Annotated in this window: 31 protein-coding genes; all 31 read right to left on the bottom strand. The window is 31.0% G+C overall.

Annotated elements, in window-relative coordinates; genetic code table 11:
- Window positions 1–140: 140 nt before the first annotated feature.
- The 31 genes from MY04_RS05935 to MY04_RS06080 all read right to left on the bottom strand — a co-directional run bounded on the left by MY04_RS05935 (window position 141) and on the right by MY04_RS06080 (window position 25,504).
- Window positions 141–3,482 carry an alpha-mannosidase gene (locus MY04_RS05935; RefSeq protein WP_066207622.1) on the bottom strand — a complete coding sequence of 1,114 codons (3,342 nt, stop codon included), beginning with the start codon at window positions 3,480–3,482 and terminating at the stop codon, window positions 141–143.
- Window positions 3,483–3,557: 75 nt separating this feature from the next.
- Window positions 3,558–4,610, bottom strand: coding sequence for a flavin monoamine oxidase family protein (locus tag MY04_RS05940; RefSeq protein ID WP_066207624.1), 1,053 nt, complete (start codon window positions 4,608–4,610; stop codon window positions 3,558–3,560).
- A gap of 91 nt (window positions 4,611–4,701) precedes the next feature.
- Window positions 4,702–5,406 (bottom strand): tetratricopeptide repeat protein, encoded by a 705-nt coding sequence (locus MY04_RS05945; RefSeq protein WP_066207626.1) that lies wholly within the window; start codon window positions 5,404–5,406, stop codon window positions 4,702–4,704.
- A 53-nt stretch (window positions 5,407–5,459) separates the two neighbouring features.
- Window positions 5,460–5,795 carry a hypothetical protein gene (locus tag MY04_RS05950; RefSeq protein WP_066207627.1) on the bottom strand — a complete coding sequence of 112 codons (336 nt, stop codon included), beginning with the start codon at window positions 5,793–5,795 and terminating at the stop codon, window positions 5,460–5,462.
- A 54-nt stretch (window positions 5,796–5,849) separates the two neighbouring features.
- Complete coding sequence (locus MY04_RS05955; RefSeq protein ID WP_066207631.1) at window positions 5,850–6,140, bottom strand: hypothetical protein; 291 nt, start codon at window positions 6,138–6,140, stop codon at window positions 5,850–5,852.
- A gap of 143 nt (window positions 6,141–6,283) precedes the next feature.
- Window positions 6,284–6,628 (bottom strand): hypothetical protein, encoded by a 345-nt coding sequence (locus MY04_RS05960; RefSeq protein ID WP_158297584.1) that lies wholly within the window; start codon window positions 6,626–6,628, stop codon window positions 6,284–6,286.
- Window positions 6,629–6,849: 221 nt separating this feature from the next.
- Window positions 6,850–7,749, bottom strand: a complete 900-nt coding sequence (locus tag MY04_RS05965; RefSeq protein WP_066207636.1) for an alpha/beta hydrolase — start codon at window positions 7,747–7,749, stop codon at window positions 6,850–6,852.
- Window positions 7,750–7,832: 83 nt separating this feature from the next.
- A complete protein-coding gene (locus MY04_RS05970) occupies window positions 7,833–8,924 on the bottom strand; it encodes a hypothetical protein (protein WP_066207641.1) in 1,092 nt (363 codons plus the stop codon).
- A 51-nt stretch (window positions 8,925–8,975) separates the two neighbouring features.
- Entirely contained in the window at window positions 8,976–9,608 is a 633-nt protein-coding gene (locus MY04_RS05975) for a hypothetical protein (RefSeq protein ID WP_066207642.1), read from the bottom strand.
- An 18-nt stretch (window positions 9,609–9,626) separates the two neighbouring features.
- On the bottom strand, window positions 9,627–10,490 hold the full coding sequence (locus MY04_RS05980) for a hypothetical protein (RefSeq protein ID WP_066207644.1): 864 nt from the start codon (window positions 10,488–10,490) through the stop codon (window positions 9,627–9,629).
- Window positions 10,490–11,203, bottom strand: a complete 714-nt coding sequence (locus MY04_RS05985) for a hypothetical protein (protein ID WP_066207648.1) — start codon at window positions 11,201–11,203, stop codon at window positions 10,490–10,492. The genes MY04_RS05980 and MY04_RS05985 overlap by 1 nt, the downstream gene beginning before the upstream one ends.
- A 107-nt stretch (window positions 11,204–11,310) precedes the next feature.
- Window positions 11,311–12,132 carry a hypothetical protein gene (locus MY04_RS05990; RefSeq protein WP_066207649.1) on the bottom strand — a complete coding sequence of 274 codons (822 nt, stop codon included), beginning with the start codon at window positions 12,130–12,132 and terminating at the stop codon, window positions 11,311–11,313.
- Window positions 12,133–12,194: 62 nt separating this feature from the next.
- Window positions 12,195–12,926: a TPM domain-containing protein gene (locus MY04_RS05995; RefSeq protein WP_066207652.1), complete on the bottom strand. Its 732-nt coding sequence runs from the start codon at window positions 12,924–12,926 to the stop codon at window positions 12,195–12,197.
- 434 nt (window positions 12,927–13,360) lie between these two features.
- Entirely contained in the window at window positions 13,361–14,449 is a 1,089-nt protein-coding gene (tnpC, locus tag MY04_RS06000; protein WP_066207656.1) for an IS66 family transposase, read from the bottom strand.
- Window positions 14,397–14,519: a hypothetical protein gene (locus MY04_RS28230; protein WP_257794073.1), complete on the bottom strand. Its 123-nt coding sequence runs from the start codon at window positions 14,517–14,519 to the stop codon at window positions 14,397–14,399. The genes tnpC and MY04_RS28230 overlap by 53 nt, the downstream gene beginning before the upstream one ends.
- Window positions 14,512–14,787 (bottom strand): hypothetical protein, encoded by a 276-nt coding sequence (locus MY04_RS06005; RefSeq protein WP_066207658.1) that lies wholly within the window; start codon window positions 14,785–14,787, stop codon window positions 14,512–14,514. Before MY04_RS06005 ends, MY04_RS28230 begins: the two co-directional genes overlap by 8 nt.
- A gap of 24 nt (window positions 14,788–14,811) precedes the next feature.
- Complete coding sequence (gene tnpB / locus MY04_RS06010) at window positions 14,812–15,153, bottom strand: IS66 family insertion sequence element accessory protein TnpB (RefSeq protein ID WP_066207659.1); 342 nt, start codon at window positions 15,151–15,153, stop codon at window positions 14,812–14,814.
- Window positions 15,153–15,440: an IS66 family insertion sequence element accessory protein TnpA gene (tnpA, locus tag MY04_RS06015; RefSeq protein WP_066207661.1), complete on the bottom strand. Its 288-nt coding sequence runs from the start codon at window positions 15,438–15,440 to the stop codon at window positions 15,153–15,155. The genes tnpB and tnpA overlap by 1 nt, the downstream gene beginning before the upstream one ends.
- A 108-nt stretch (window positions 15,441–15,548) precedes the next feature.
- Window positions 15,549–15,962 (bottom strand): hypothetical protein, encoded by a 414-nt coding sequence (locus MY04_RS06020; RefSeq protein WP_066207663.1) that lies wholly within the window; start codon window positions 15,960–15,962, stop codon window positions 15,549–15,551.
- A 78-nt stretch (window positions 15,963–16,040) separates the two neighbouring features.
- The gene (locus MY04_RS06025) at window positions 16,041–17,039 is read right to left on the bottom strand and encodes a toxin-antitoxin system YwqK family antitoxin (protein WP_158297585.1); all 999 of its coding nucleotides are present in this window, start codon (window positions 17,037–17,039) and stop codon (window positions 16,041–16,043) included.
- 38 nt (window positions 17,040–17,077) lie between these two features.
- A complete protein-coding gene (locus MY04_RS06030) occupies window positions 17,078–17,692 on the bottom strand; it encodes a hypothetical protein (RefSeq protein ID WP_066207670.1) in 615 nt (204 codons plus the stop codon).
- 62 nt (window positions 17,693–17,754) lie between these two features.
- Window positions 17,755–18,213, bottom strand: a complete 459-nt coding sequence (locus MY04_RS06035; protein ID WP_066207672.1) for a hypothetical protein — start codon at window positions 18,211–18,213, stop codon at window positions 17,755–17,757.
- Between the two features lie 13 nt (window positions 18,214–18,226).
- Window positions 18,227–18,883 (bottom strand): suppressor of fused domain protein, encoded by a 657-nt coding sequence (locus MY04_RS06040; protein WP_066207674.1) that lies wholly within the window; start codon window positions 18,881–18,883, stop codon window positions 18,227–18,229.
- Window positions 18,884–19,571: 688 nt separating this feature from the next.
- Entirely contained in the window at window positions 19,572–20,354 is a 783-nt protein-coding gene (locus MY04_RS06045) for a hypothetical protein (protein ID WP_066207677.1), read from the bottom strand.
- 79 nt (window positions 20,355–20,433) lie between these two features.
- Entirely contained in the window at window positions 20,434–21,042 is a 609-nt protein-coding gene (locus tag MY04_RS06050) for a hypothetical protein (protein WP_158297586.1), read from the bottom strand.
- Between the two features lie 81 nt (window positions 21,043–21,123).
- Window positions 21,124–21,324 (bottom strand): hypothetical protein, encoded by a 201-nt coding sequence (locus tag MY04_RS06055; RefSeq protein ID WP_158297587.1) that lies wholly within the window; start codon window positions 21,322–21,324, stop codon window positions 21,124–21,126.
- Window positions 21,325–21,559: 235 nt separating this feature from the next.
- Entirely contained in the window at window positions 21,560–21,916 is a 357-nt protein-coding gene (locus MY04_RS06060) for a hypothetical protein (protein ID WP_158297588.1), read from the bottom strand.
- Window positions 21,917–23,046: 1,130 nt separating this feature from the next.
- Window positions 23,047–23,199, bottom strand: coding sequence for a hypothetical protein (locus MY04_RS06065; protein WP_169055522.1), 153 nt, complete (start codon window positions 23,197–23,199; stop codon window positions 23,047–23,049).
- A 15-nt stretch (window positions 23,200–23,214) separates the two neighbouring features.
- Window positions 23,215–23,724: a hypothetical protein gene (locus MY04_RS06070; RefSeq protein WP_066207685.1), complete on the bottom strand. Its 510-nt coding sequence runs from the start codon at window positions 23,722–23,724 to the stop codon at window positions 23,215–23,217.
- 256 nt (window positions 23,725–23,980) lie between these two features.
- Window positions 23,981–24,454, bottom strand: coding sequence for a hypothetical protein (locus MY04_RS06075; protein WP_158297589.1), 474 nt, complete (start codon window positions 24,452–24,454; stop codon window positions 23,981–23,983).
- A gap of 180 nt (window positions 24,455–24,634) precedes the next feature.
- Window positions 24,635–25,504: a HEAT repeat domain-containing protein gene (locus MY04_RS06080; protein ID WP_066207689.1), complete on the bottom strand. Its 870-nt coding sequence runs from the start codon at window positions 25,502–25,504 to the stop codon at window positions 24,635–24,637.
- Between the last annotated feature and the right edge of the window lie 18 nt (window positions 25,505–25,522).

Below are 25,522 nucleotides of genomic sequence, written 5' to 3' on the forward strand. Positions count from 1 at the left end.
TCTATACAAAATAAGCATTTATAGTTAGTTTATAAAAATTGAATTGAAATGAAAATGCTCATTTAATAAAATCATTAAATGATGTGACATTATAGGTGCAAGAAGCTACTTACATTCACCTCTTACACCCACAATATTTATTATTCTACTGTCTTACTATTATTCTCCTGAGGAGATAAGATGATCGTCTTGATTTCAAAAGGAGCAAAAGTTAAAGAACAAGTATTCTCTTTTACTTCTATGGCGGAACGCTCGCCTTCATCCATAGTAGATGCAAACATATCCATTGATTTTTGACCAATGATTTTTAGCTGACAATTAGTTTCCTTTTTATTTGTTTCATACAAACGAAGAACAATATCTTTTCCTTCTTCTGATTGCTTTATCGTTTGCAACACAATATTATCAGGTAAACCTGACAAGAAACTATTGATCATTCCTTCACCTTTTTGCTTTTCAAGTGGTTTAATAAGTAATTCTGTATTAAAGGCTTTCGCAGTCTGAATCACTTTCCCCTCGGTCAAATTACCTTGATGAGGTAATACAGCATATGAAAAATGTTCTCCTCCTAAATCACCTGAGGCATCTTGTCCCCAACCTACATTCTTGAGTTCTGAATAATCATGTTTTCTTTGTCCATAGCTCATTACTAATCGGATTCCTCCTTCTTTTAAGTTGTAGCCGTAGCGTGTATTATCAATCATAGCAAAACCATAATCATTATCAGAGACATCTGCCCACTGATGCACACAAGTTGGTATTTCTAATGAATCAGTTGCTAAAAGTTTTCCTCTACTCACAGGCATGTAACCAAATTGAATACCGTGGTTTGCCGAATCATTTTTTATTGACAATGGGAAATCAACTTCTAGTCGATCTCTTTCATTCCAATCTAATTTTGTATCAAAGGTGAGTAATTTACTTCCTTTCTTAAGGGATATAATTTGTTGAATCCCTGAATTTTCATACGATCTATTAAGTTCCAAACTACTGCTTAACGCACCTTTCTTGTAATTTTTAAAAGTGGCTTTTGTTAGAATTACTTTTGGACCTTTTTCTACTTCATGTGGTTGTGCCAACATTTGGTTCTGCACTTTGCCATCAGGAACAACTTCTTTCTTTAATTCCTTGTCATAGTAACTCGTGATCTCACCAAACTCATTGAATTTCACTTTTACAAGGGTATTTTCTAATACTCTCTTACTAGCTAGTAACTCTTTTTTAATAGTTGAAGGTTTTTCACCATTCACCCAATATAATTTAGCATAACTCATGGCAGGGATTTCAGGCAAATTGAGGGCTATTTGACCTTTAGTCAATACTTCATAATTGACCTCATTGTTATTCTCATCGACCAATTTCCATTTTGCTTCTCCATTATATCCTAAAGTCATTACACCACTTTGGGGAATCCCAGAAGAATTAAACACCAATAATCCATCATGTTCCATGGCTATTTGTTGTTCCAAATGATCCCATGCTTTTGTTCTTAAACTTAATACCTGTTCGTTTATTCTTTTTAAACTTTCATTTGTTTTGATCATCACTTCCGGAACTGCCATACCTGTAATAATATCATGGAAATGGTACAACAATAATTCTTTCCAAATCGTGGTAAGTTCTTCTTTTGGATAGGTATACCCCGATTGACTTGCCCAAGCTGATAAAGCTTCTGTTTCTCGTAATAGTTGCTCTGCTTTTCTATTTTGCATCTTGATGCCATTGGCCATCATGAATGTGCGTTGAATCCATCTTCTAGGAAGAATTCTTTCATTGTATTCTGCAAAATTGTCTTTTATTTTGACATGTTCTTGGATATAGTCATACATATTCGACCATTCTACTTTCGGGATGGAAGGTAAATCCTTAACCAATCGTGCCAATTCTAGTTGATCTTCGGTGCCTCCACCTCCGCCATCTCCCCAACCAATTAATAATAATTGCTTGTTGGTTGCATCAGCATCTTTAAATCGTTCCCATGTTCCTACTAGACGTCGGGGTCCAGGATCTGGAGCGTTGTAAGTGGTAATTAATTCAGGAGTAGGCACTCTATTACCATGAACAGCACTAATAAAAGGATATTCCCATGCTGGAGTGGTAAGTGCATTAACCAATATTTCTGATCCATCAATTCCTTTCCAGCGATAAATACTATGATCTATTTTAGGAGTATTTACTCTCATGGCGATCAAATGATTAATTCCAAACCCTTGAGCCACCTGAGGTAAAAATGGAGGGTAACCAAAGGTATCTGGAAGGAATAAAACTGGATTTTTCATTCCTAACTCCTCACGGAAAATTGTCAAACCATATAAGAAGTTACGAATAATACTTTCACCACCTGGAAGATTCACATCTGGTTCTGCATAAGTTGCACCATTAGCCAACCATTGTCCTTCCTCAATTTTATCTAATACTCGAGCATATAATTCTGGATAAAGTTCTTTTAGACGCTCATAGTGATAAGGCATTGTGAACATATACTTGTATTCTGGATAGCGATCCATTAAATACAGATTGTTCATCACTAATCTTTGAATCTTATCATCTGTTTGTGCTAAAGTCCATCGCCAAGCACTATCCAAATGACCATGCATCAGCATATAAAGTGTAACTTGATTATCTGCTAAGGCAACTATCTTTTGGAATTTCTCTTCGAGTTGAGGTAAGTATTTTTTTAACTGAAGATCGAATAGTACTGTTCCCGAAATATCGAGGTCGATTTCTGCCATCACCTCATCGGCTAGTTGGCGTATTTCTGTATATCCATTGTCCTCCTCCTTTAGAATACTAGCAGCTTCTACCAATACTCTTAGGTACCAATACAATTGATCAATCTCTTTATTTCTTTCTACGATACTAATTTCTCTATAGCCTCTAGGTTTATCAAAAACTCCAAAGCTTTTTAAGCATACCGACTCTACTTTATCCCCAGTCATCAATTGATCTAATGACCAATAAAAGTGTTGTCTTAAAAGTGATGCCTTCGCTTTTCCATTAATATAAATTGTTGTTTCTGGCCAACCGACCAAACTCATTTCCATTGGTTTTAAACAAAAGAAACGTTCCTTCTCATTTTTCTCAGGTAGTTTGGGTATATCAAGCCAATAAGAATGAGTAGAGTGTCTGTCACCCGACATATAAGAAGCTGGTACTTTTTGCTGTCCTTCTTTCCCTGCCTTGATCAATTCATTTCCCTCTTTCCAATCCTCTTGATAATAGACACTGTCTGCTTTCCATATCACATTATGTCTAAGCTGACTAAGCCTGTATAAATACAAGACTTCATGCGATTTGAAAAAAGGATAAGGCATTACATGACCATCCAAAGCCATATGTCCACCTTCAAGTGCTAAGTGATCACCTTCAGCAGCAGCCTCAATGTATTTAAGCGTTTCTGAAGATATTTTGTTAGGTATAGTTTGTCCTGCCAGTATTGTGGCAAAAAAACACAGTGATATTGCGATTATTGATCTTTTCATAAAAGCAATTTACCGTGTCACAAAAAGACAGTTCTTTGATTTTTTAAAACAACAGAAATAAAGAAGAGCAAAACATTAGATTTTTATTTGATCAACTACTCTTATCGCAGAAAGAATAGCTCCTTCCATATACCCTCCAAATCTATTTGAAGTTTCTGTTCCCGAAAAGAACAACTTACCATTCATGTAACTTTCCTGAAGCAAAGGATGACCATTGTTCTGATGAGGGCTATTCATGATATGATTCTCACTGATGAGGTATTTATCATTCCAAATCTTGTCATGATAACTCGAAAGTTTTAGGACTTCATCACCTAACAAAGTGGATAATTGATTTAAAACGAAACCTTTTCTTTTCTCTTGTGAATAGGAAGCTGCTCCAGCATTTAAGAAACCTGTAAATCCATACTTATTTTCTTCAAAATCTGTATGATCGTACATTTCAGAGATGATTCCGTTATTACTATATAACAATCCTGATAACTCTTTTTCTCTCCAAAAAGGACGATCATATTCCAATACAAATTTTATAGATCCGGCCATCCACGTTTGAACAGTTGGAAATAACTTATTTAAGGAATCGGGTAAATGAGGTGTAAACTTTATTTTTGAACCTACTAATTGAGGGGGCAAACATATTATCACTTTATCGGCTTGTACTACTTGCCCACTTGAAGTTTCAATTTCTAACTCATCTCCCTTTTCTTTTATAGAAGTCACATAGGTATTTAGCTGTATATTTTCTTGATTCAAATAACTAACTAAAGTATCAATTATATTTTGTGTACCTCCCTCAACTCTATAAGAAGGCATTTCTGATTCTGGTACAATAAATTGTTGAGGGGGGACAGAAACATCCGTTTGGTAAATCGATACTCCTTTTGTGAATTGTGCAAACTTCTTTATATCAAGTTCATCGAGTAGAGATAATACATTTTGATGTGCATCAGAAAACCATGTAGCGCCTAATTCTAAAGGAGTATCCAAAGCTCCTTTAATAGTTTGGATACGACCACCTAATCTATTTGATGCTTCTAATACCTTTGTCTCTATATTCTTTTTTGAGAATAAATAGGCAAGTGTTAATCCGCTAAGGCCTCCTCCAACTATGACAATTCTTTTTTTCATTAATCAGATTTTTCTTGTCGATAATTTACTTCTGAAAAGATCTTATATTTAATTAAGTTTTAAGTTATTTCCCATTGATAAACGATTCGCATTATAAATCTTCATTTTGATACATTTTGTTCAAAATCGCTTCAATTTCTTGTTTGAATAGATCATTATCTTTTACTCTAGAAACTAATTCTATTGCCTTTTCGCGATCTTTTGAAACCTCTTCTCCTCTGTAGTATTTTAAACCAAGAGTCATACAAGCATTTACTCCTTGGTTATTAGCACTTTCTTCCAAATGTTTAAGTGCACGTTTAGGGTCCTTTTCAATTGTTTCAAACCCTGATTCATATATTTTAAACAATTTATAATGACTATTATCCACAAATTCATCCATAGCAATTAGTTCATTATAAATGACAACCGCTTTATCCAATTTAAGTTGATGATCGAAATAATAATTAGCCAATTCAAAACCTGCCAATTCATCTCCAAGATCCCATGACATTTGCCAATATTTTTCGGCTAACTTTTCATTTTCTTTTACTCCATTACCAAGATAATAGAGGCTAGCTAACTCAAGACCAGCATCAGCATTCCCCAACTCTAAACTTCTAAGTAAATGTTTCTTTCCATTCCTTATATCTTTCTTTGTTCCTGAATAGTCATTTCCGTTAATGTAGATATAACCCAACAGATAATTGGTATTGGGATCTATTTCCAAATTGGATTTCATTAAAGTTTGAATGGCAGATAATCCGTCATCATTCTGTAAATATTTCTTTGCTTGAGATATTAGTTGTTCACTCATTATTATTTAATGATGTTTTTAAAACATAATTTTTTTAAATTTCAAAGGTGCAATTAGTCATAACTTCCAATAGTCTTTATATCTGAATATGTTATTTTAAATACCTCCTTTGTTAAAGGATAACCTGATTTTTCATATTCCTTCTTAACCACCTCACCTAATCGGTTTAATAAATAATCCTTATCAGATTCTTTAAAAACATAACAAAAGTCTCTTACTGGAAGTACCGCATATAACGGTGATCCATACTTTTCAATTAGTTTTGTTCTCATAGCATTAGAGAACAAAAGTGCCGATTTAAATGGATCAAAATTGGTTTCAAAATAAATTAGAGTAGCATTATCTATCTCCTTCTCAATGATTTTGGTTTCCTCTACAATATTTGACATATTATTCTCCGCTTGTTTTTGAAGAATTTCCTTATCAATATGCCAATCAACTAGTTATTGATTGCTAATCATTGAAATATTAGGAGATTCATAATACACATAGCCTTTATTAAACTGATCTGTGATCGAATCATACAGTATATCATTGATTTTATATTCACTTGGAAATAGAGATATTAAAACATTGTCTTTAATTATCTCCCAATCAGGCGATTGAAAAACATAATCTTCTATAGTCTCAACTAAATGGTGGATATGTGAAATGTCTTTATCTCTATTGTAGTTTTTTCTTGTATTATCTAAACTCACCTCAAGGGTGATTTCATTAGATTCAATAAAGATCAAACCCGTTTCATCAACTGAATCGATCTTATAACCTTTTTCTTCAATTAACTCTTTGAAGGTCTCAAAGACTATATCTTTTTCTTTATTTTATGTCATACAACTTATACTAATAAAAGTAATCAGTATTAGTTTTAAGCTATGTTTCATAGTTTATTGAATTCGAAATTTATTTTCTCCAATATGTTTTTCCCTCTAATTTTTTCAGTAGAAATAATTTTATAACAATCTAGAATATCATCTCTGATAACCTGTCCTTTAAATACGATATTCACCTTCTTTTTTTCATTGATCAATTTTTGTCTATCAAACTGTTTGATCTTTTCATATTCTTTTTCATCAAGATATGCCGTTATAATTTGTGATGAATCAATTTCTAAATGAAAAGGTGGTTTGTTTATCAAGTTGTTATTTCTCAATACATTAAATCTCTCTATTAACAATTGATCCTCAAGAGAAATACTTTCTTGATTTCTCAAGCTATCTATCATTAATTCAAATTTGGTTATAGTTGATTTTGGAATACCATAATAGCTCTCAAACATAAGAACTTAAAGTAAAGCTCACCACTCAATTCTTGCAATTCGATATTTTGATCAACTTTATGTTCTTTGATTGTTTGACAACAATTAATTATCAAACAAAGAAATAATAAGTATTATATTTTTCTCATAAGTTTGAAATCCTTAATGAATCATATTTTTGGATAATATTACATCACTTTTTCAATTTCATCAATAAACCTCACCATAGAAGGCTTTAGGCTAGAAAAATGATCCCCTTCCAATTCTATAAGATTGAAGTTCTCTGGAGTTTTATCATTATATATTTTAGATAGGAATGCATCAATATTTTCGTACTTATCGTCAGTACCAATGTACATAAGATGTCTTCTTTCTAGATATTCCAACATATAAATCGGGCATCTTACCAATAATTCATTATCATCTGAAATTGAAAAAGGAATAGATTCTCTTTTGATCAAATACGGTAACCATTCTTTGATGTATAAACCAGAACAACTCCCATTTAATTTTGAAGGACAGTTATTATTTAAACTTAGTAATGTAGATATTCCTCCTCCAATACTATGGCCAAAGACAAAAATATTGTCAGCATCTACATAATCTTGTTGAGAGAGCCATTTGACAGCATTTTCTGCATCGGTTACTTCACCATAGAAATATTCAAAATTTCCATCGTTTCCGTTTTCTCCTCTATAAGTTGGTGCAAAAACAATGTAGCCAGCATCGATAAATGGTTGACAGTCTCTTAAGTCACCGTAACTAAGGGCAAATCCACCATGTAAATAAACAATAGCTTTAGTTTTTTTTGTCGAATCGATGTTTTTTGTATTCAGAAGACCCTTCAATTTTAATCCTTCTGATTCATACGTTTCAACTTTAACATTTTCGGGTGGAGTATCAAATTCACTAAAATATTGAGGTGCTTTTACTTCTTTAATAAGCGATGTTTTAAAGTTTGTTCTCAGTTCTTTGAAAGACTTCGCATTCATTAGATCTACTTGATCTTGTTCCTTAGTTTTAGTTTCTTTTTGAGCATTACATCCTAGGATGCAGAAAGTCAGTAGACATAAAAATATGTTTTTCATGTTTGTTTGCTTAAAAAAATTGAAGATTAAATTCCTAAAATATTAAATCAAGCTTTTAAAGAGTTTTGCTTAATTTGTTATGTTTACTTTACTTTTTGGAAATCTTGATATATGTTAAGTAAATAAGATTTTTGATCATCTAACTCATCATATAAAATATAATTTTCTAATCTAGATTTTATGAGATCAGTTGATACAGAATTCAAATATATATAATCAATATTGAGCACGATTTCTTTACCATTATCTAATGTAGTTTTTTTATCTAAAAATAAGATATTATTTTCCTTATTTATTCTCCAATTATATTCTATTTTTCTAAGGGTATCTATCTGAAAAGTCAAAATACTATCGCTAATCTCCATTATTAAATCCCCATCAAATAAAATCATACTTTCATCTTTCGAATATAAGTCCCTAGCATACCGTCTATATCTTTTATCTTTCGAATTGCGACTCACCCATTTACCTTTAAATAAAGATTGATCTTTTTCAAACTCTTCTTTTTTCTTGTAATAAGAAATAATCTTTCCGCTTTCATTTACAAATGAAAAAGATTTTTTTGTGACAGAATGAAGTTGATAAATGGCTTCTTTTGTTCCAGAATTTGTTGCTAAATCCTTATAATAAAAAAGATAATAATTTTGATTAAACTCAGCTATTCCCCAATTATTAAGAGTAATTGATTTTGTTGTATCTTCTAAATTATAATTATATGTTATATCAGATTCTATCATAGTGTTATTATTAAAATACTCTACTTCCCTACCTTGATCATTCATCCAAATGTTTGTTTGTAATATGCTTTCAATTTCTGTCTTCGATTGATTAATGATTCTCTTTTTGGGTCTTGAAAAATAATAGTAATCATTATTTTCTTTTAAGATTAAAGAATCCCTTTTTAGTTTTTTGATTATTGATTTATTTGAATTGTAAATCAAAGTATCATCATTTACCAACCAAGTATTGGTTGATTCTTTAAAACCCAATTGAGAAAATATTAATTTTCCTCCTTCATCAAACTCAATTAATATTGGTTTAGTATATACTGACACTGAAGAATCTAAATTTTCATGAAGCTGATAATTAAATATCCATTTACCCTCAGGATGATATAATAATCTATGAGAATTACAGCTAGAAGCTAGTAATAGAATTAAAAAGTATTTTCTCATTATTAGTTGATTTTAGATGTCAATTTAGTAGTTGTTTATCTGATTTAGATTTCAGGAAATTCCACCCGAGAAATACCTTGTAATCGTCCACTTCTCATTTACTTTACTAATTACAATATTGTTGTCCCAAAAGCAACCAATACCACAAGCAAAACTATAATGAAGGTAGCCTTTTGTATAATCTTTATTAAAAACTATTCTTGAAATGAATAAATAACCTAGTTCATCAGTATTAGTTTCAAAACCTTTAAATTCTTCTTGGGGAATTAAACAAATATCAAAATATTCATCATCAAAAACATGATGAATTTCTCGTTCTTTGATACTTCCATTTTTCAACTTTCTAAATAATTTTTCCTCCTCACAATAATTTTCTAAAATCGTTTCATATTCCTTTTTTTGATGGTCGATTTCTTCTTTAGTTATGTCAAACCCTTCCATCCCAACTAAATAACCTTCAGGTTTAAAAATTTGAGCTGTAACGGTATCTAGAGTTGATATAATATATAGTTTACTCTTTTCATCACCCCTAGTTTTGATTCGTTTTATCTCTTTGAATTTGATCAGCTCTATTAAAATATCATTAATAGCTTCATGCTCTGCATTAATGTAAATATCACTTTCGTAGTTGCTACAACTCATTAAAGAAAAGAGAACAAGTATTTTTAAAGTTAGTTTTTTCATGTTTGCCAGATAACCTTATTAATTGTTTATTTTCATAATCTCATATTCAAATTTCAAAACCCTAAGACCCCACAAAGTTAAAGTTTGAATAGCTGTAATTCTGTTATTAAGACAACTAACCACCAATTGATCCTTGAACGACTTAATGAATTTTGTCCATAATTGACCTTTTGAGTCCTTAAGTAAAAAGTAAAACCCGCTATCTCCTATTTTTTCACCTGATGAATCCAAAATGAGTTCTCCTTTATTTCCAACACTTGGAGATAAAATAACCGTTGCATTTCCATTGGGTAAAGGAAAAACCGCTTTTATACAAGTTTGTTCATTGGGTAATCGACAAGTATCATAAACTCCGGAATACACTACTTGACCAGATGCTTTAAATGTTCTCAACCATATGGTTCTTTTGACTTCATTAGTTTTAGCATCCAATAATTTAATGATTTCATTTGTTAAACCCGATGAATCCTTTATGTCCTGAATTGGCACATTCAATTGCTCAATTCTATTGCTAAATATCTTCTGCACTAGAATCCCAAAAAACTTGAAAAAAGGAGTCCATTTTGCTTTTAACAATAGATTATAATCACTTGTATTTTGATAAAAATCAACGACTTTTGGATGCAAGTTACCTAATTCATCCTCAGACAAATTAAGGTGTTTAATTGAATCTATCAACCCTTTATTAGCTTTATCTTGACTAATTATAAGTCCCTCATCTTTAATTAATTGATGAATAAACTTTTTCCCAATGCCATCGGTTCCGCCAAAAGGACCAATAAGCCAACTATGATTCGATTTACTAATTTTTTCACCAAAAAGTATGACCCATTGTTGAGTAATCCAATCTTGGAGGTGTTGGTTTTTATTAGCGATTCCCATTAATGATTAATTTTTTGGTTAGGAATAAATTTTGTTTTTCCCTTCCATTCTCCAAACTCTCCAATTGGTTTAAATCTTATAGTAGTAAACTCAAAATGAAAATTCTTTCTCTCTCTTTCTTTCATTGCATCAGAATGCCTTTTCGGCTTTTGAACTTCACTATGACCACGAACCATATCTTTCATTTCTTTTTCAGTTTTCCAAATCGAAAACGTAGATACTGTATTGGGGAACTTAACTGATGCTAGAGAAAGCGTTGTTCCCGGATGATCTCTTACAAGTTTTTCTACAGGCCTTCCCCAATAAATAAATCTTGGAACTGCTAAAGGTTTCATCTTCGCAATTGTAATCGCAACTACTGGTGAGGTAGCACTATCTAATTGTGATTTATTAGTTGGTATTTGAAAACCACTAAACTTTCCCCATTCTCTAATAAAAGACAAACGTACATGCCAGCCTTTGGCTAAAATTTGTCCAAAGCTGTCTTGTTCTAAATATTTAACTAGTGCAGTCTCATTTTCCCATTGCATAAATACAGCTACTTGTCCTATTAGAAATCTAGAAGTAGAAATAATAGGCGAACCTAAAGTCATGGCTGTCATATATTCTGAATGTATCAGACCTTTTGTTTTATTAGAAATTGGATTCGAGAATATCTTCTTTATGGCAAAGAAAAAGGGAAGTTTGACTAAATGGTATGAGAATATGTTCACTTTGTTTTTTATTGTTTAGGAAGAAGTAGATAAGTTTAACATCAATCATAAATTACCGTGAGATCTCCTTAATTAGAATTTTGTTTAATAGGTATATATTTAATATTCTATTTCTTGTTTGTTTTAAAATACTCTTCAAAATCCCACCCAACCCTCATTCTATTTTCTTGGTGTGTTCTATCAGGATGTTGCTTTTTAAATTCTTCATAGTAATAATCCTCACATTCAATGACTTTAAGATAATTGGTTAATTCTAGAAGTAATCTATCTTCATTGAAATATTCGTGATTAAAAAAGTCTGTTGGTAATTTGCCTTTAAGCATTGGATATACAATAAAATAATTTCTAAGCCTTATCGGATTATTCAAATTTAAGTCACCAGTGCTGATATCCAGAATTGTCTCCTTACCCTCTTTAGTCAATAGTTTTAATGTAAAAAACTTACCACCAATAATATGCTTCTTAATACTTTGGAATGAATTACAATATGAAAATGAATCAATATCAAATAAGAAATCATCATTGATTGTTTTAGTAAATGTCAACGCTGATGAATGATCTACATTAATGTTTGTATCTAACTTTTCATGAGCAAGTCCTAAATCTTGTAACTTAAATTGACTTTTATCCTCGTTTAAAGAATAAAGGAAAGTTTCAACTGCTTTTTTAGATATCGTGATTGTATTGTTTAGTCTATTAACTTTATTTTTTTTATCCTTTTGATAAACTATTTCATTAGATATAAAGTCTCCGTTTTCATTTTTAGTAAAACATAGGCTATATATGGTATGCCCTCCTTTTACATGTGGTTCATTACTTTGTTGTGACTCTACAATAATAGATGTAAGATCATTAAACTCAATGATTTGGTTTTGGGCTTGTATTAGCAAGGGAAAGAATAATAATAGAAATAGGATATTTAATCTCATTGTGTTTTGTTATTGATTTTATATATATTTTATATCTCCTATTATAAGACCAAAGTCTTTAATTAAAAGCTTCCTCCAGCTCCTCCTCCTGAAAAACCTCCTCCCGTACTTCCACCCGAACTTCCTCCAGAAGGGGACCAGGTACCTGCTGAACCTTTTTTAGCGTTCACTGAAAACTTAATTCTGTCTTTATTCCTTTTAAATCCATCTAATTTGTAAAAATCATAAAGTATATAGATTATAAGAAGTCCTATAATTATTATACCTAAATAATAAGAAACATCTGAACTCTCATTAGTATTAGTTTTATCCTCAAATGTTTTTATAGAATTCAATATAGCTTCCGAATATTGCACTTCTTTTAATGAAGGTAATAACTTAGCATTCACAATTTCTTGAACCTTATCATTCGGAATTTTTAATGCTGTTTTTGTACTAGTTGCAATAAATGCTTTTCTGTCTTGAGTTGAAATTAATATCAAAATTCCCTCTCCATCTTTTGTTGCTCCAATATCCCAATAGTTACCTACTGAAGTAGCAACCTCTCTAATATCATAATTTTCTAAAGATGAAATGATACACACTGAATATTCAATATCAGATTTTCTATTTATTTCATTTATTTTTCCAATTAACGAATTGATTTCGTTCTTGCTTAGTGTTTTGGAATAATCATTTACAGAAAATGAGTAGGTAAAAGAATTTGATACGAAATCATCTATTGAGCTTCCAATTAAATTGAAAGAGTTTAAGAAAAGAATAATGAACAGAATATTTTTAATAGTAGTTTGCATGTTAGATCACATTTTTTTTAGTTATACATATTCATAATTATTAAAATACATAACATTAAATTGTTGGTTATCTTTTATTTTCTCAAATATGAGATAGGGAATTGTCATGAATACTACTAGACCACTAATAGTATAAATATTTAAGAGCTTTGTTGTATAATTCCATATTACCAAAGTCAATATAATAGTAGTTATTAGAAAACTTAAGAATGCAATAACTAAGATTTTAGTGTTGACCTCTGCTTTTATTGAGTTTACATGGTAATTGGAACAAGAATCACATTTTTTACATTTCAGATTAATCATTTCCCCTCTTTTTTGGGCCAACTTATTCCGAGTTTTAGCCGAAGAGTAAAAGATAATCTCATTTTTACATGTTTTACAGTTTGCGATTAGTTGCATAGATTGTAAGCAATCGCCCATCCCGCTAAATACTACTTCACCGGCAGTAATTCCTCAATTTTATTGATTGGCTGATCATCTATTTTTTCTAGCGTTGATTTTAGCCATTCAAAAGGTTCAATGTCGTTCATTTTGGCTGTTGCAAAAAAGGCATAGAACATGGCAGCTTGTTTTGCTCCTTCTTCATTTCCTGCAAACATGTAATTTTTTCGACCAATAGCAAGTGGACGAATTTTATTTTCTATGGGGTTGTTATCAATCAAAAGTTTACCGTCAGTTAAGTACATTCGGAGTCCTTTTTCTCTATTGAGAAGATAATGTATTGCTTTTCCTAACTGAGATTTAGGTAAGACGGTTAGCTTTTTTGCCCACTCAAAAAGTGTATTGATTACTGGAAGAGCATACTTTTGCCTTTGCTGATAGATGATTTTTGGATTAGATTCTTCTTTCAGTGATTTTTCCAGTTCGTAGAGCTGACCAATAAGGTTCACCGCCTCCAATGCCCTTTTATCTCCACCTTTATGTGCTTCAAAAAAGTATCGACGTGCGTGGGCCCAACAATTGAGCTGTGTAATTGTTGTTGTCTGATCAAAATAATCGTAAGCTTTATAGCCATCGGTTTGAGCATAACCCGAAAAATTATGCAGATGTTCTTTTAAATATTTCCGATCTCGACCGCTTGCATAATGAATCGATAATAATTTGGCTTTAGGATCAAGGTAATACCACATATATCCTTGGTGTGGTTTTCCTTTTTTACCTGTCCCCATCACCTTTATGGTCGATTCATCGATTTGAAGGTAGTTACTTTGCTGTATTTTTTGAGTGAGCGTGTCGTATAAAATACTCAGTTTATCCGCCGTTCTTTTTTGTAAGTCTATGAGCGTTGTATTTTTTAGATAAACGCCTTGTCTTTCAAATTGCTTGATAAAACGATGGGTGGGGATATGATCGATAAATTTACTCACGACCATCTGTGCGGCTAAACTTGCCGATGTACTTGACTTGGGAAATGGTAAATCTGACGGTAAATTCGCTTGACTAAACTCGCTGTTCTCTTGATCTGCATCACGAACGTAACAGGGCGATAATTCTACGAACGAATAAACGGGCAGGTTCACATTCGAGTACTTCCGTAATATCTTCTCCTACTTTATGCCATCCATCCAAATCGTGATCAGGTTCAATCACTTCTTCTACACGTTCCAGGTGCTCTGGTAAAGCTGTTCGTACAGGCTTTTTCTTTTTGCGTTTGTGAGCAGGAACGGTAATCTCCTGAGAAGGCNCCGTTTTTCTGCTCTTTGTCTTGAGCGAAAATAGAGAGCTGATTATCGGGTATATCCGCTTGTTTTCGTTTCTCTGATTTAGAACCGTAAAGCATACTTTGAAGCATTGACAACTGTGTCTTCAGTTGTGCATTTTCTTGTTCTAAATTCGCTATTTTATCATCCTTACTCACCTTACAAAAGTAGCGATTTTAATACTAAAAACGTACTTTTTGACCTCTTTTTTCTAAAGAAACACCTTCAATTATCATCATAATTTCTGTCGAAGATAAAGAGATGTTTTTCTGTTTGTCGAACCCTTTCGGAAGCTCAAACCGACCTTTTTCCAAACGTTTATAATACAATGAAAAACCGCCTTTTTCAAACCGAAGCAGTTTCAATTTATCTTTACTTCGATTAATAAAAACGAAAATATCTCCATTAGTCACATCCAGTTCCATTAAAGAAATAACGATATTACTCAACCCATTAAACCCTTTTCGCATATCTGTAAATTTACTGTACAGATAAATGTGATCTGTATTACGAAGAGATAACATTAGAAAAAATGAATTGCTTCTTTTAATAGTTCTCGATCTGAAAGATGGAGTTTTACTCCATTGGGATATTCGAGAGTAACGGTCTTAAAGGTCTGTTCAACCTTCTTCGGTACTTTGACAGGGATGAAACTCCCCTTAGCTGGATTTGTATTTTCTTTACGTTGTTTTACTACCCAATAATGAAAAGTGGATAGCTTAATTGAATGAAGTTGACAATAAGCTTTTTGTTGTAAACCACTAATTTTCCATGATGCTATATGAGCATACATTTCTGCTTTTTTTGACATAATATCTACGTTTTAATGATGACGTAAAATTAAGTCAGGAATTTGAGGCATAATAGATGGGGATGGGCGACTGCTTACCATAGATTTAATATAGCTTTATTAAATGTTTTAAAGAAGTTTAATTTTTAACTTGTCATTATTCGATATCAATATGAATATTACTAATAATGCAAAAATTGATAAAAATGATATCTCTCCTTCAATATTTTCATTTATTGGTTTCGTAAATGATTCTAAAAAATAAATTTTCTTGTCAAGTAAACACCATATGGATTCGTAGATGAAAAATCCAATTATTAATGAAATTAATTTTTCTCTTTTACCATCGATTTTATTTTTAAATAACAACACTAGAATAATCTCAATTATGAAAACTATTAGTAATATTATTCCTATTAAAAATGGAGCCATTCCTATATCACCTCCTGGTAATGTTGAAAATTGAACCATCCAAATCATAAAGAATATCATTGTCAATATTGGGTACAAAAAACAATATATAATCATTTTGTATTTCTTCATCTCTTGTTTTTTATTTGTGGTAAAATCACTTTCATATTTTATTTCAATTTTATAATAGAAAAATTATATAGCAATTATTTAATCAACACCCCGAATTTCTCTAACCTTACCATTCTGATATAAATAGCTTGATTCTAAGTTTCCACTTTCTGAATAATGCTCCCATTCATTATGCTTTTTATTATTAAAATAAACTCCTATTTCCTTTACTTCTCCATTTTTATGGTAAGAAATATAAACTCCATTTTTTAAGCCTTTCTCAAAACTTGTTTTACTTTTAATTGAACCATCCATGTAATAATCTATCACTTCTCCATCACCGTTTTTTATGGATCCTTTATTAAGTTTAAGTTTCATAGCAGAGTATACTTTTTTTGTATTCCAATATAGACCCTCACGATATTCTTCAACTTTGTATAATTCTCCATTATCATGATACAATTTTAAAGTCCCACTACCATTTTTTAGATTACCAAAATCAATACTATTTCCAAGTGAATCATAGACACAAAATACTGTCCAAGGAAATGTATTTTTTCTAATCCCATGTTCTCTTAGTTGTCCATTATTATAAAAATGAGTGTAATGCCCATCTACCTGATATAATTTAATTACTGTAATAGAGTTAACTTTTCCTACTTCAGAATAATCCACTTTTACACCGTTACCCTTTGGATAAAATCCACCGGTTTTAGGTAATTGATTTGAATAATAATCTATTTGAAAGGATACATTGGATGTATCAATACTTCTTCTCCAAAGTTTGTTATCTGAGAAAAGAAAATTACTTACCTGCTTTCCCTCATCATAAATAGAAAGTGATCCGATAGTTGAATCATTCAAAAAAGATATATGATACCCATGATACTCTCCTTTTGAATAATTTGATATCGACTTTAATGATCCATTTTTATAAATATTCCATACACCAGATTTAAGGCCATATTCGTCTAATCTATTTGTTGATATTGTCATTTTTTTATCATCCTGTGCCACACATATAAGATGTGCAATCAGTAGAATAATTAATAAAATGCTATACTTTATCCTAATACTTCTAACAAAAGACTTTCTCATAATTGCAGAATTATTTTTCACTAATACTAATGTTACTTTTAGTATATTATTTTTTTAATTTTCTTCACCCTTAACATTAAGTTAAGCGTAAAATTATGGGTATTGATTCCTTCAAATTCTCTATTTGTAATTGCAAAGTTATATCCATATACAATTCTGAACTCCCATAACCCTGCTCCAATTTCAGGTCTAAAGCGTAGACTGTTATTTTTAAAATCAGTGTAGTTCACCAAGTTGAGGCCAATATTCATCCCTCCACCTAACCATACTCCAGCTTTTAAACCCCAAATGAGATCATTCGAAAATTTCAATTCATTTGAAACACCATATATAAAAGTTGCAGGATGATGACCAGCCATAACATTCTTCATTACTCCCAAACCTATCTCTCCAAATTGGTTAGCATGAATTTGAACCCCAGTTATTAACACCAAACTCTTCTCCATATGGTATCGATTATACATCTTTTCTTTTGACCCTAATGAATCTGATGTTGCTTTTGAGTAAAAAGAAAGTTGATAGTCATTATTTACATTCAGTGAATCATTCTGACCTTGAGCTGAAAATGAAATGAAGATTAAAGTAAATAGAAGAAGTTTTGTCTTATTAATTATTGTGTTGATTACAAAATCAATTGGATATGAAAAAGTCATGTTAGTTTCAATTGTTGTTTTAGTAGAATACTCCTCTCCTTTATAATTCTACATTAATAGGATTAACACATCCAATATCTTTTATTTTTAAAGTCGATTATTGAAGGTCCACCAGTACACCCTCCAATTTCTTCAAGCTTAGTATCCGATTCATCATTCCCTATAATCCAAACTCCCGATTTATGTTTAAAAATGATACCTTGATCGATTACTTCTCCTATTTCTGCAGTTAAATTTCCTTCTCCTGTGTAAATAACTTTTGCTGATCCATTTTTAATACTAACCGTAACTTTTCCTCCCAAAGATTGACCATCCCATTCTGAAAATGCAATATCAAAAAGATAATTACCATCAGATGGAAGTTCATTAGTGGTGCCTTTGATATCAGAGTAAATTATTTTTTGGTCTGTTTGTATTAATAGATCCGTTTTATCATTATCTCTATTATCATTTTGTTTTTCATTTGAAATGCTTGAACATGATATCATATAGAAAGATAGGATTAAAATGATCTTTTTCATTATTATATTTAATTTATTGTTTACAAAAATTTGCCCTTTGGAAGTCAATAATCTCAGCTGTATTGTTTTTAATTAAAAATTGAATGAATTCATTGAATCCCTTTTCAATTTTATATTCAAGTTCTTCTTTATACATTGGAAAAAGACTGTAAATATTTATCACTCCGTTAGGTGTATGAATTGTTTTGAAGTCTTCTGGAAAAGACATTGTTGGAAGAACTAAACATCCACAAAAATCAGTATTATCCGAATATGTATTCATTTCTTCATCAGACTGTATCGTATGACCAATACTCAACCAAGTATTATATAAATGAGGGAACTTAGCAGATTGCTTTATCATAGAAATAATCCAATCATAGGGTGTTTTACTAGGAAAAATCTCCCCAAAATCACCCCCCTTTGGAATCAAAACAATTAATTCAGCAAATCTATAAAAATCAGAATCGCCAGGAATTTCACTTACATTCATTGCTATTGAACTCATGCCTGCAGTGAATAACAATTCAAAATCTGAGTCTTTCGGTTTAATATGGTAAATGTCTAAATGAATATCAAAAGTGGGAATTTCATGAAAAACATGTATTTCTGCTCCTTTAAAGTATTTGTCAATATGCTTATCAATTAAGTCATAATGTTCTTGATATTGCTTCTTATGTTTTAGTTTCATTGTTTTTTTAGTTTGATTAAAGTTGATATTTTGTTAAATATAAATTGTAAAAAGTGTAATATCTATTTATTTGATAAATGTAAATGTGTTTTTACCTATTCAAAAAGTTCACTGCTTCCACCATATTATTTAAAAACTCTATTTGATCCAACACTTTTTTTCATCTCGAATACTTGTTGGAATCACAAAAGAAAAATTAGCAATTCTACCTTTATTTGGTTCAATAATCTGATCTATTTACCACCAATAGGTGATCAAATTAATTCCATTCTCTTCTGTTTCGAATATATAGTGTTTTATTACATTTTGGTTAGGCAAAACTCTAATTTCTTCATTGTCCGATATCGGTTTAAGTAACTTCAAGGTGTTATTTTTTGATATTGGTTCTGGTGATTTCAAACTAATTACATTTAAGAACAATGTCCCTGAATTTTCGATATCTTCATAGAATGCGGCACCACCTTATTCTTGGTATTCTTCTTTCCAATTTGAAGGTATTTCAAAAGTTATAATTCCACCTCGGTATTCTATTTTTTCGTTTTTATAGAATCTTGTCCTACCACTAGGTTCGACATGAAAATGATCAATAGAATTATTAAATAGTTTTTCATAGTTTGATATCAATAAGTGAACATTACTGTTAAACAGAACTTTCAGCATATTTTATTCAAGTGATGCAATACAATTTTTATTTATCAAAAGAATAGGATTTGAAGTCCACTTCATCAAACCCGTCATAAATATCATCTAACTCACCAGTATTTATTATCCTTAGTATTGGAAGCTGCTTTGCTTTTTTTAATGGAACAACAATCTTTCTGTATTCATAACCTTCACCATTGTCTAAACTTCCTGTCTCCAAGAGAAGATAAGTATCTTTTGAAATTGGTCTTAGCTTCACTTTTCTATCTCTTGCTCCACTAATATCATTTAACTCAAGGTCGATACCATTCTCTATATTATTGGATTTTTTGATAATAGATAAATTCCAACCTTCCATGTCTGATTCTGCTATCAATCCTTCACTTATTACCATGGGATAGTAAATATCGTATTCGAAGAGAATGTCACTACTTTTCAATCTTTTGAGTTCCACATAAACTCCTTGAAAATCATCTATATTCAGATTTCCATCTACTTTATCAAGGTCAATTTGAGGATAATAATTGCCTTTTTCTAAATCACTATTGAGTTTGTTTATCGTTTTTGAAAGTTCTAATTTCAAGTTATTTTCACTTGAATAGTCGATTAGAACCATTCGTTCATCAACTACATCTGCATCAGTATATTTGATTTTTGAATATTCTAAAATATCAATATTCTTATTTAGGACATAGTCTTTCAGTTTCTTTGAAATAATAGTATCAGCATTAAGCTTGATACTTTCAATTTTAATTCTAGTGTTATCTTGACTAAAAGCATTAGAAAAAACTATCGATAATAATATTACTAGAAGTTGTTTTAAATTCATACTTATTCTTTCTGTGTATTTTAAGAATATATTACTAATTCGTCTTTGGAAAGCTTTTAATATTAGCTGGTCATAATTGTTAATCCGTAATTGATGTTCTCCCTTTCTTAATCTCCAAATCAATTACTTTTAAACATAACCATTCATTATCAGACAATTTTTCAGATTTTAATATCATCTCAACTACTTGTTCATTTTTAATAAGTTCATCATATTCAAAATCAGATACTTTTTTAAAATCATCACTATTCATATAAACCACATTACCCTTACTGCTTCTATCCTTGATATCTGTTTCAAAATTGATATAATCGTATAATATAGAAATTGAATCTCTACGATTAGATGTTTCAGAAAGCTTAGCAAAATTCATTTTTCCCTTATAATTTCTAAATGTTAGCCTTCCTGTTAGAGGATAGATTTGTCCAACCTTAACTAACTCTTCTGGTGATGTTGAATTTTCATATAATTGCTTTAAATGTTTTTCTGATAAAAGCTCATTGAAGCTATGAATGATAGAAGCGATAGAAAATCCAAAGTAAATACTAATTGATATAAAAATGACGATTGGTATATAAACGAGCTTACTCCTTTTTCTCAAAACAATAGCTAAAATAAAGGACATTATAAGTCCTAACATTACAACCATAATAATCGGAGTTAATCCACTAAAAGATATGACTGACATTTTTTCTAAACGTATATGATAAATTGATACAAGTGAGTGAATCGCACGTCACCCAGTGGATAGAGATGAGTCATTGTTATTCTATTCAATTATTTGATTTTCTATAACAAATTCATCGAAAAGTATTTGTTCGTTTTGCTTTTCAATAGTCATTTCAGATAATTTTAAATCACTCATTCCTCTTGGTGAATAGAAGTAAGTTTTCCAAATTGGTCTATGCTTTACAAAAATTCTTTTACTGCCAAATTCATCATGTGTGTAAATTCCAATCCAGAATTTCATGATGATTAAAAGTCCGAAAAATAATATTATTACTGTTTTTCTTTTCAAATTAGGATTTTCTTAAATAGTTCACCGTGATGACTAAACTATGTGAGTATTGGGTCAACAGTGATTGGAGTTTAATTGATGTTATACTAAGCGTTAATTTAGCAAATCTTTTATTTCTTTTTAAAGTTTTGGTAATTCTCGAATAACAATAGTCCAAATAACCTTATCATAGATACTAGCATATTCATTATTTTATGATCAATCTCCAATCCAATTTTTCTACCTTATGGATTGCCGTCATAATTTTATCTTTACCCATTAACCTAATCGTATCTTGACGATGTCTAATTTCTAAATAATCCAGATCAATATCATTTGGAGAAGGATTATACCTTGCTGCTACAGTTCCAATTATTATAGCATCATTTGTTTGCAAAGTCACTTTGTTCATTTCTTCTCCTTGAAAATTGAAATTTTCAGGATGGTTACCATTCAGTGGAATTTTATTAAGATGAGGTTGGTAGATCACATCAATAGTTTCATCTGTATTGTTTTCCAATAATATATCATGAACTGGGTCACAACCTGTTAAGATTATGAGCATGATAAAAATGTATTTGTAAATATTGAAGTTCATTGGTCTTGTTTGTTATATGTCTTCACGTAATGGCTAAAATACGAGCTTCAGACATGTCAACTGGTGAATGGAGTTTATTAACTATATACTTAACCATTTTCTATACAAAAATAATTGGTAATGTATAGAAATCAACAGAAACTATACATAGCTTTCTTAGTATGTATAGATTTTTTCTTTTTGTAAACTAAGCTTATTTTTTGACGCCGTATAGGTGCGTAGAGTAGAGCCTGATAGCTCTCTCAGTTTAAATAATCATAAATGTAATCATTTTGAGAAAACTATCAGAACCCCCTTCATCAAACCGTACGTGAAGTTTTCCCTCATAAGGCTTACCGATGGATTTCTTTGTTTGATATTCATAAGAATCTACCCAATAAGGGTGATGCTTAAGTAGCTAATTTAAACGCCTTATTTTCTTTTCTTACTTATACAAACATATAGTAGCATTTAGAACCATCAATACATTTTATTCGGCCGATAGGACTAAGCCAGTACCGAGCATTACAGTTCTATATCTACATATCCAAAGTAGAGCTCCTTCCCTAACTCAAGGTTATGTTGTCCTTAAGGTCGAGCAGTACTATGAGCTCCTCCGACTTCTGTTATTACCAGGCTGAATTTCGCTATACTTATATCAGCTTGTTTAAGGTGGCCAACCTTTGAAATAACAGATCTCCCACGTTCCATAACTTTCCATCTATAACCACGCCATCCCTATGACTCCGGTAGATCATTGTATTTCATGTTACTGTTAATTCATACAATGTAACAGGGTTCGAGACCGTAAAAACTCTCCCCATCTACGCCTGCCTTTTCGAAGCTACTATGGGTTCACACTTGCGTATTACGGCTTGGTTATTTGAGATCACTGAGCTTCAGCTATCCACCTCACGGCGATCACTGTCAGTAACTCTTCTAAGTGAACAGTAAATTACTTAGGTAGGATTTGCACCTACTGGAAAGCCACTGCATCGTGGCACACTAACGTGATTACTAAACTCGTGAACGGCTGCGGCAACCGTGATTGGAGTTTAGTTGATGTTAGCCTTTGTTTGGTTTGTTACTTTTTATGTTTATTACTTGTAGTAAAATTTTTATTTCTTACCAAAAGACAATTTTTCTAATAGCTCTTTATTCCTCTTTTTACTCTTTTGAATAAAATCTTTAATTGATTTTTCTGCCTCTGATGTTAAAGGTTTTTTTTCTACAACCAATGTTACACCTTTAGGTTCTTTAATATATCCCATAATTTTATATGTTATTTATCCGTAATATTTATTTAACAATTTAACAGCATCTTCAGGTTCAATAACCATCTGATTTGATTGTCCAACTTGTTTTGCTCCTAAAGTCTTATTGTAATGAGGTATTAAATTTGTTTTTGAGTTAAAAGCTACATAACCATAATCACCTTGATCCCAAGATTCTTTACAAGCAAAAGCAAATAAATTACCTGCTACTCCAAAATATACTTTATTTCTACCAATATTGAAATCAGCACTTTCAATTAATTCAACGAAAACGAAACCATCATGGTAACTTAAAGAAATTAGACCTTGGATGATATTTACATTGTTTTCTATGACTAATTTAAAAACTTTAGAAGAACTATTGTTTTCAGCTTTCCAGTCAAAATTCCAACCTTGATTAAGTTTTTCTATATCTGAACTTGTTATTGGTAATACTTGGGTATTAAAACTATCACCTGTTATAACATTCTCTATTGAGTTCGTTAATTTATCAATTTCTACTTCTATGTACCTTTTTTCCATAAAGTAAAAATAAGAATCTTCTTTATCTAATTGAAATGATATACAAAAATAAAGGCTAACGCCTACTATATGTGCCCGTTGCCGTTATTCAGCAGAGCACGATTAAATTACTAAATAGCCAAAAGATTAGCTTATCTGTGATTGATTGATCTTTCAATTCACAGGAAGGTAATGTTTTGGCGGTACCTCAATTTAGCACTTTCCTTTCAAATAACTACTACACGGCAATGGGATCATATAGAATGTTGTAAGCTGTTTATTCGCCCCAAAATATTTCAATTTCCTTCTCCAAATGCCCTTTGATTATTTTGAAAGACTCCAAATCTTTATCTAGCAAGTCATTACCGTCTCTATCTATGAATACATAGTCTACACCATAAGAGTCAAGAACTCTTTTACCATTTACATTTCTGTAATAAGTTGGATAGCCTACAATCAACTTTACATCTTTAAATTCGTGATAGTCTATACTATTCCATATAAGTTCAGTATCATTATTTTTAAATGTGTCAGGCTCTCCAAAAAGTAATTTCAAGTTGCTTTTAAATTCTGTCAAGTCTTTGTCTGTATTGAAATAAAGCATTGTATATATCTTTCCATCAACAGATTTTCCACCATCGCTTCTTAAACCGCATGATTGAAATATTATAAAAATTACACTTAGCACAAAAAATGAAGCCCTCTTACTATTTTTCATCATTATTACTTTTCTTTTAATAAATGGTTTCACATATCTGGAATAAAGGAATAAATACTAACACTATTTTTCAAGACTTTTTTGATGTTTTAAGTCTATGAATAATGTCCTTTTACCGTACCCCAATAGCTTACAACGTAATGGCTAAACTACGACCAGCGGGTGCGTCACCCGATGGATGGAGTTTCAGCGATTGTTGACGGTATACAATTTTTATAAATTATCTACTTTCTTTTCAATATCTAGTAAAATTCCATACAATGATCTATTATCTGGTAATTCAATTTTACCACTTATTATATCATCATAATTCTTGATAAGCTTTTTTGCTCTTGTTCTAACTAGGCTATTTTGATGATTAAGAGCTACAGGATTTAACTTTTTTATTAAAATATTCATTACTTGTTTATCTCTAATGTATTCATATAAATAATCATAACCCCAACGTGAAATGTAATCATCATTGTATTTCATAATTTCAATAGCAAACTCTAAACCTGCCTCATCATTCATTCTTCTAATCAAAGTGATCCATCTAATTTCAGTCTCAACTCTTCTAGCTTCTTTATTATGATCAAAGTAATAGTTTACCAAAGCGTTAATTGATTTTGGTTCTCTAAGAATGAAAAGTCCGTTAACTCCTCTTATTCTGATATCAGCACTATCAGATTTAAGCTCATTTAATAGAGTAATTAATTCAGAATTTGGATCTAAAGTATTGTATGACTTCTCAACTAATTCATTTAATAATTCATTTCTCTCTTGTTCAAGTATCGCAATTCTACTTTTTAACTTATCAAGTTCAGGGGAGTCGTCTTCCTTTTCTACTCTAACCTGACTAATCGCAGGAATAGTAACATTATGTGTTGATTTAGATGTTTTATTCAACTTATTTATTAAAGTCTCTTGCTTTTTTATCTCTTTCTCTTTTTCAGATATTGTTAATTCTAAAGCAGAGTTCTTATCATCCATTGAAAGTTTAACAACCGAATACACTGCTCCTCCAACAACAGTAATAGTTGTGAAAAGAACAGCTACAATCGTTTTTAGATTAAACTTATATTCATTATTCTCCGTTGTCATATTATCTATATCATGCCC

The organism is Flammeovirga sp. MY04 (assembly GCF_001682195.2).
GTDB lineage: Bacteria > Bacteroidota > Bacteroidia > Cytophagales > Flammeovirgaceae > Flammeovirga > Flammeovirga yaeyamensis.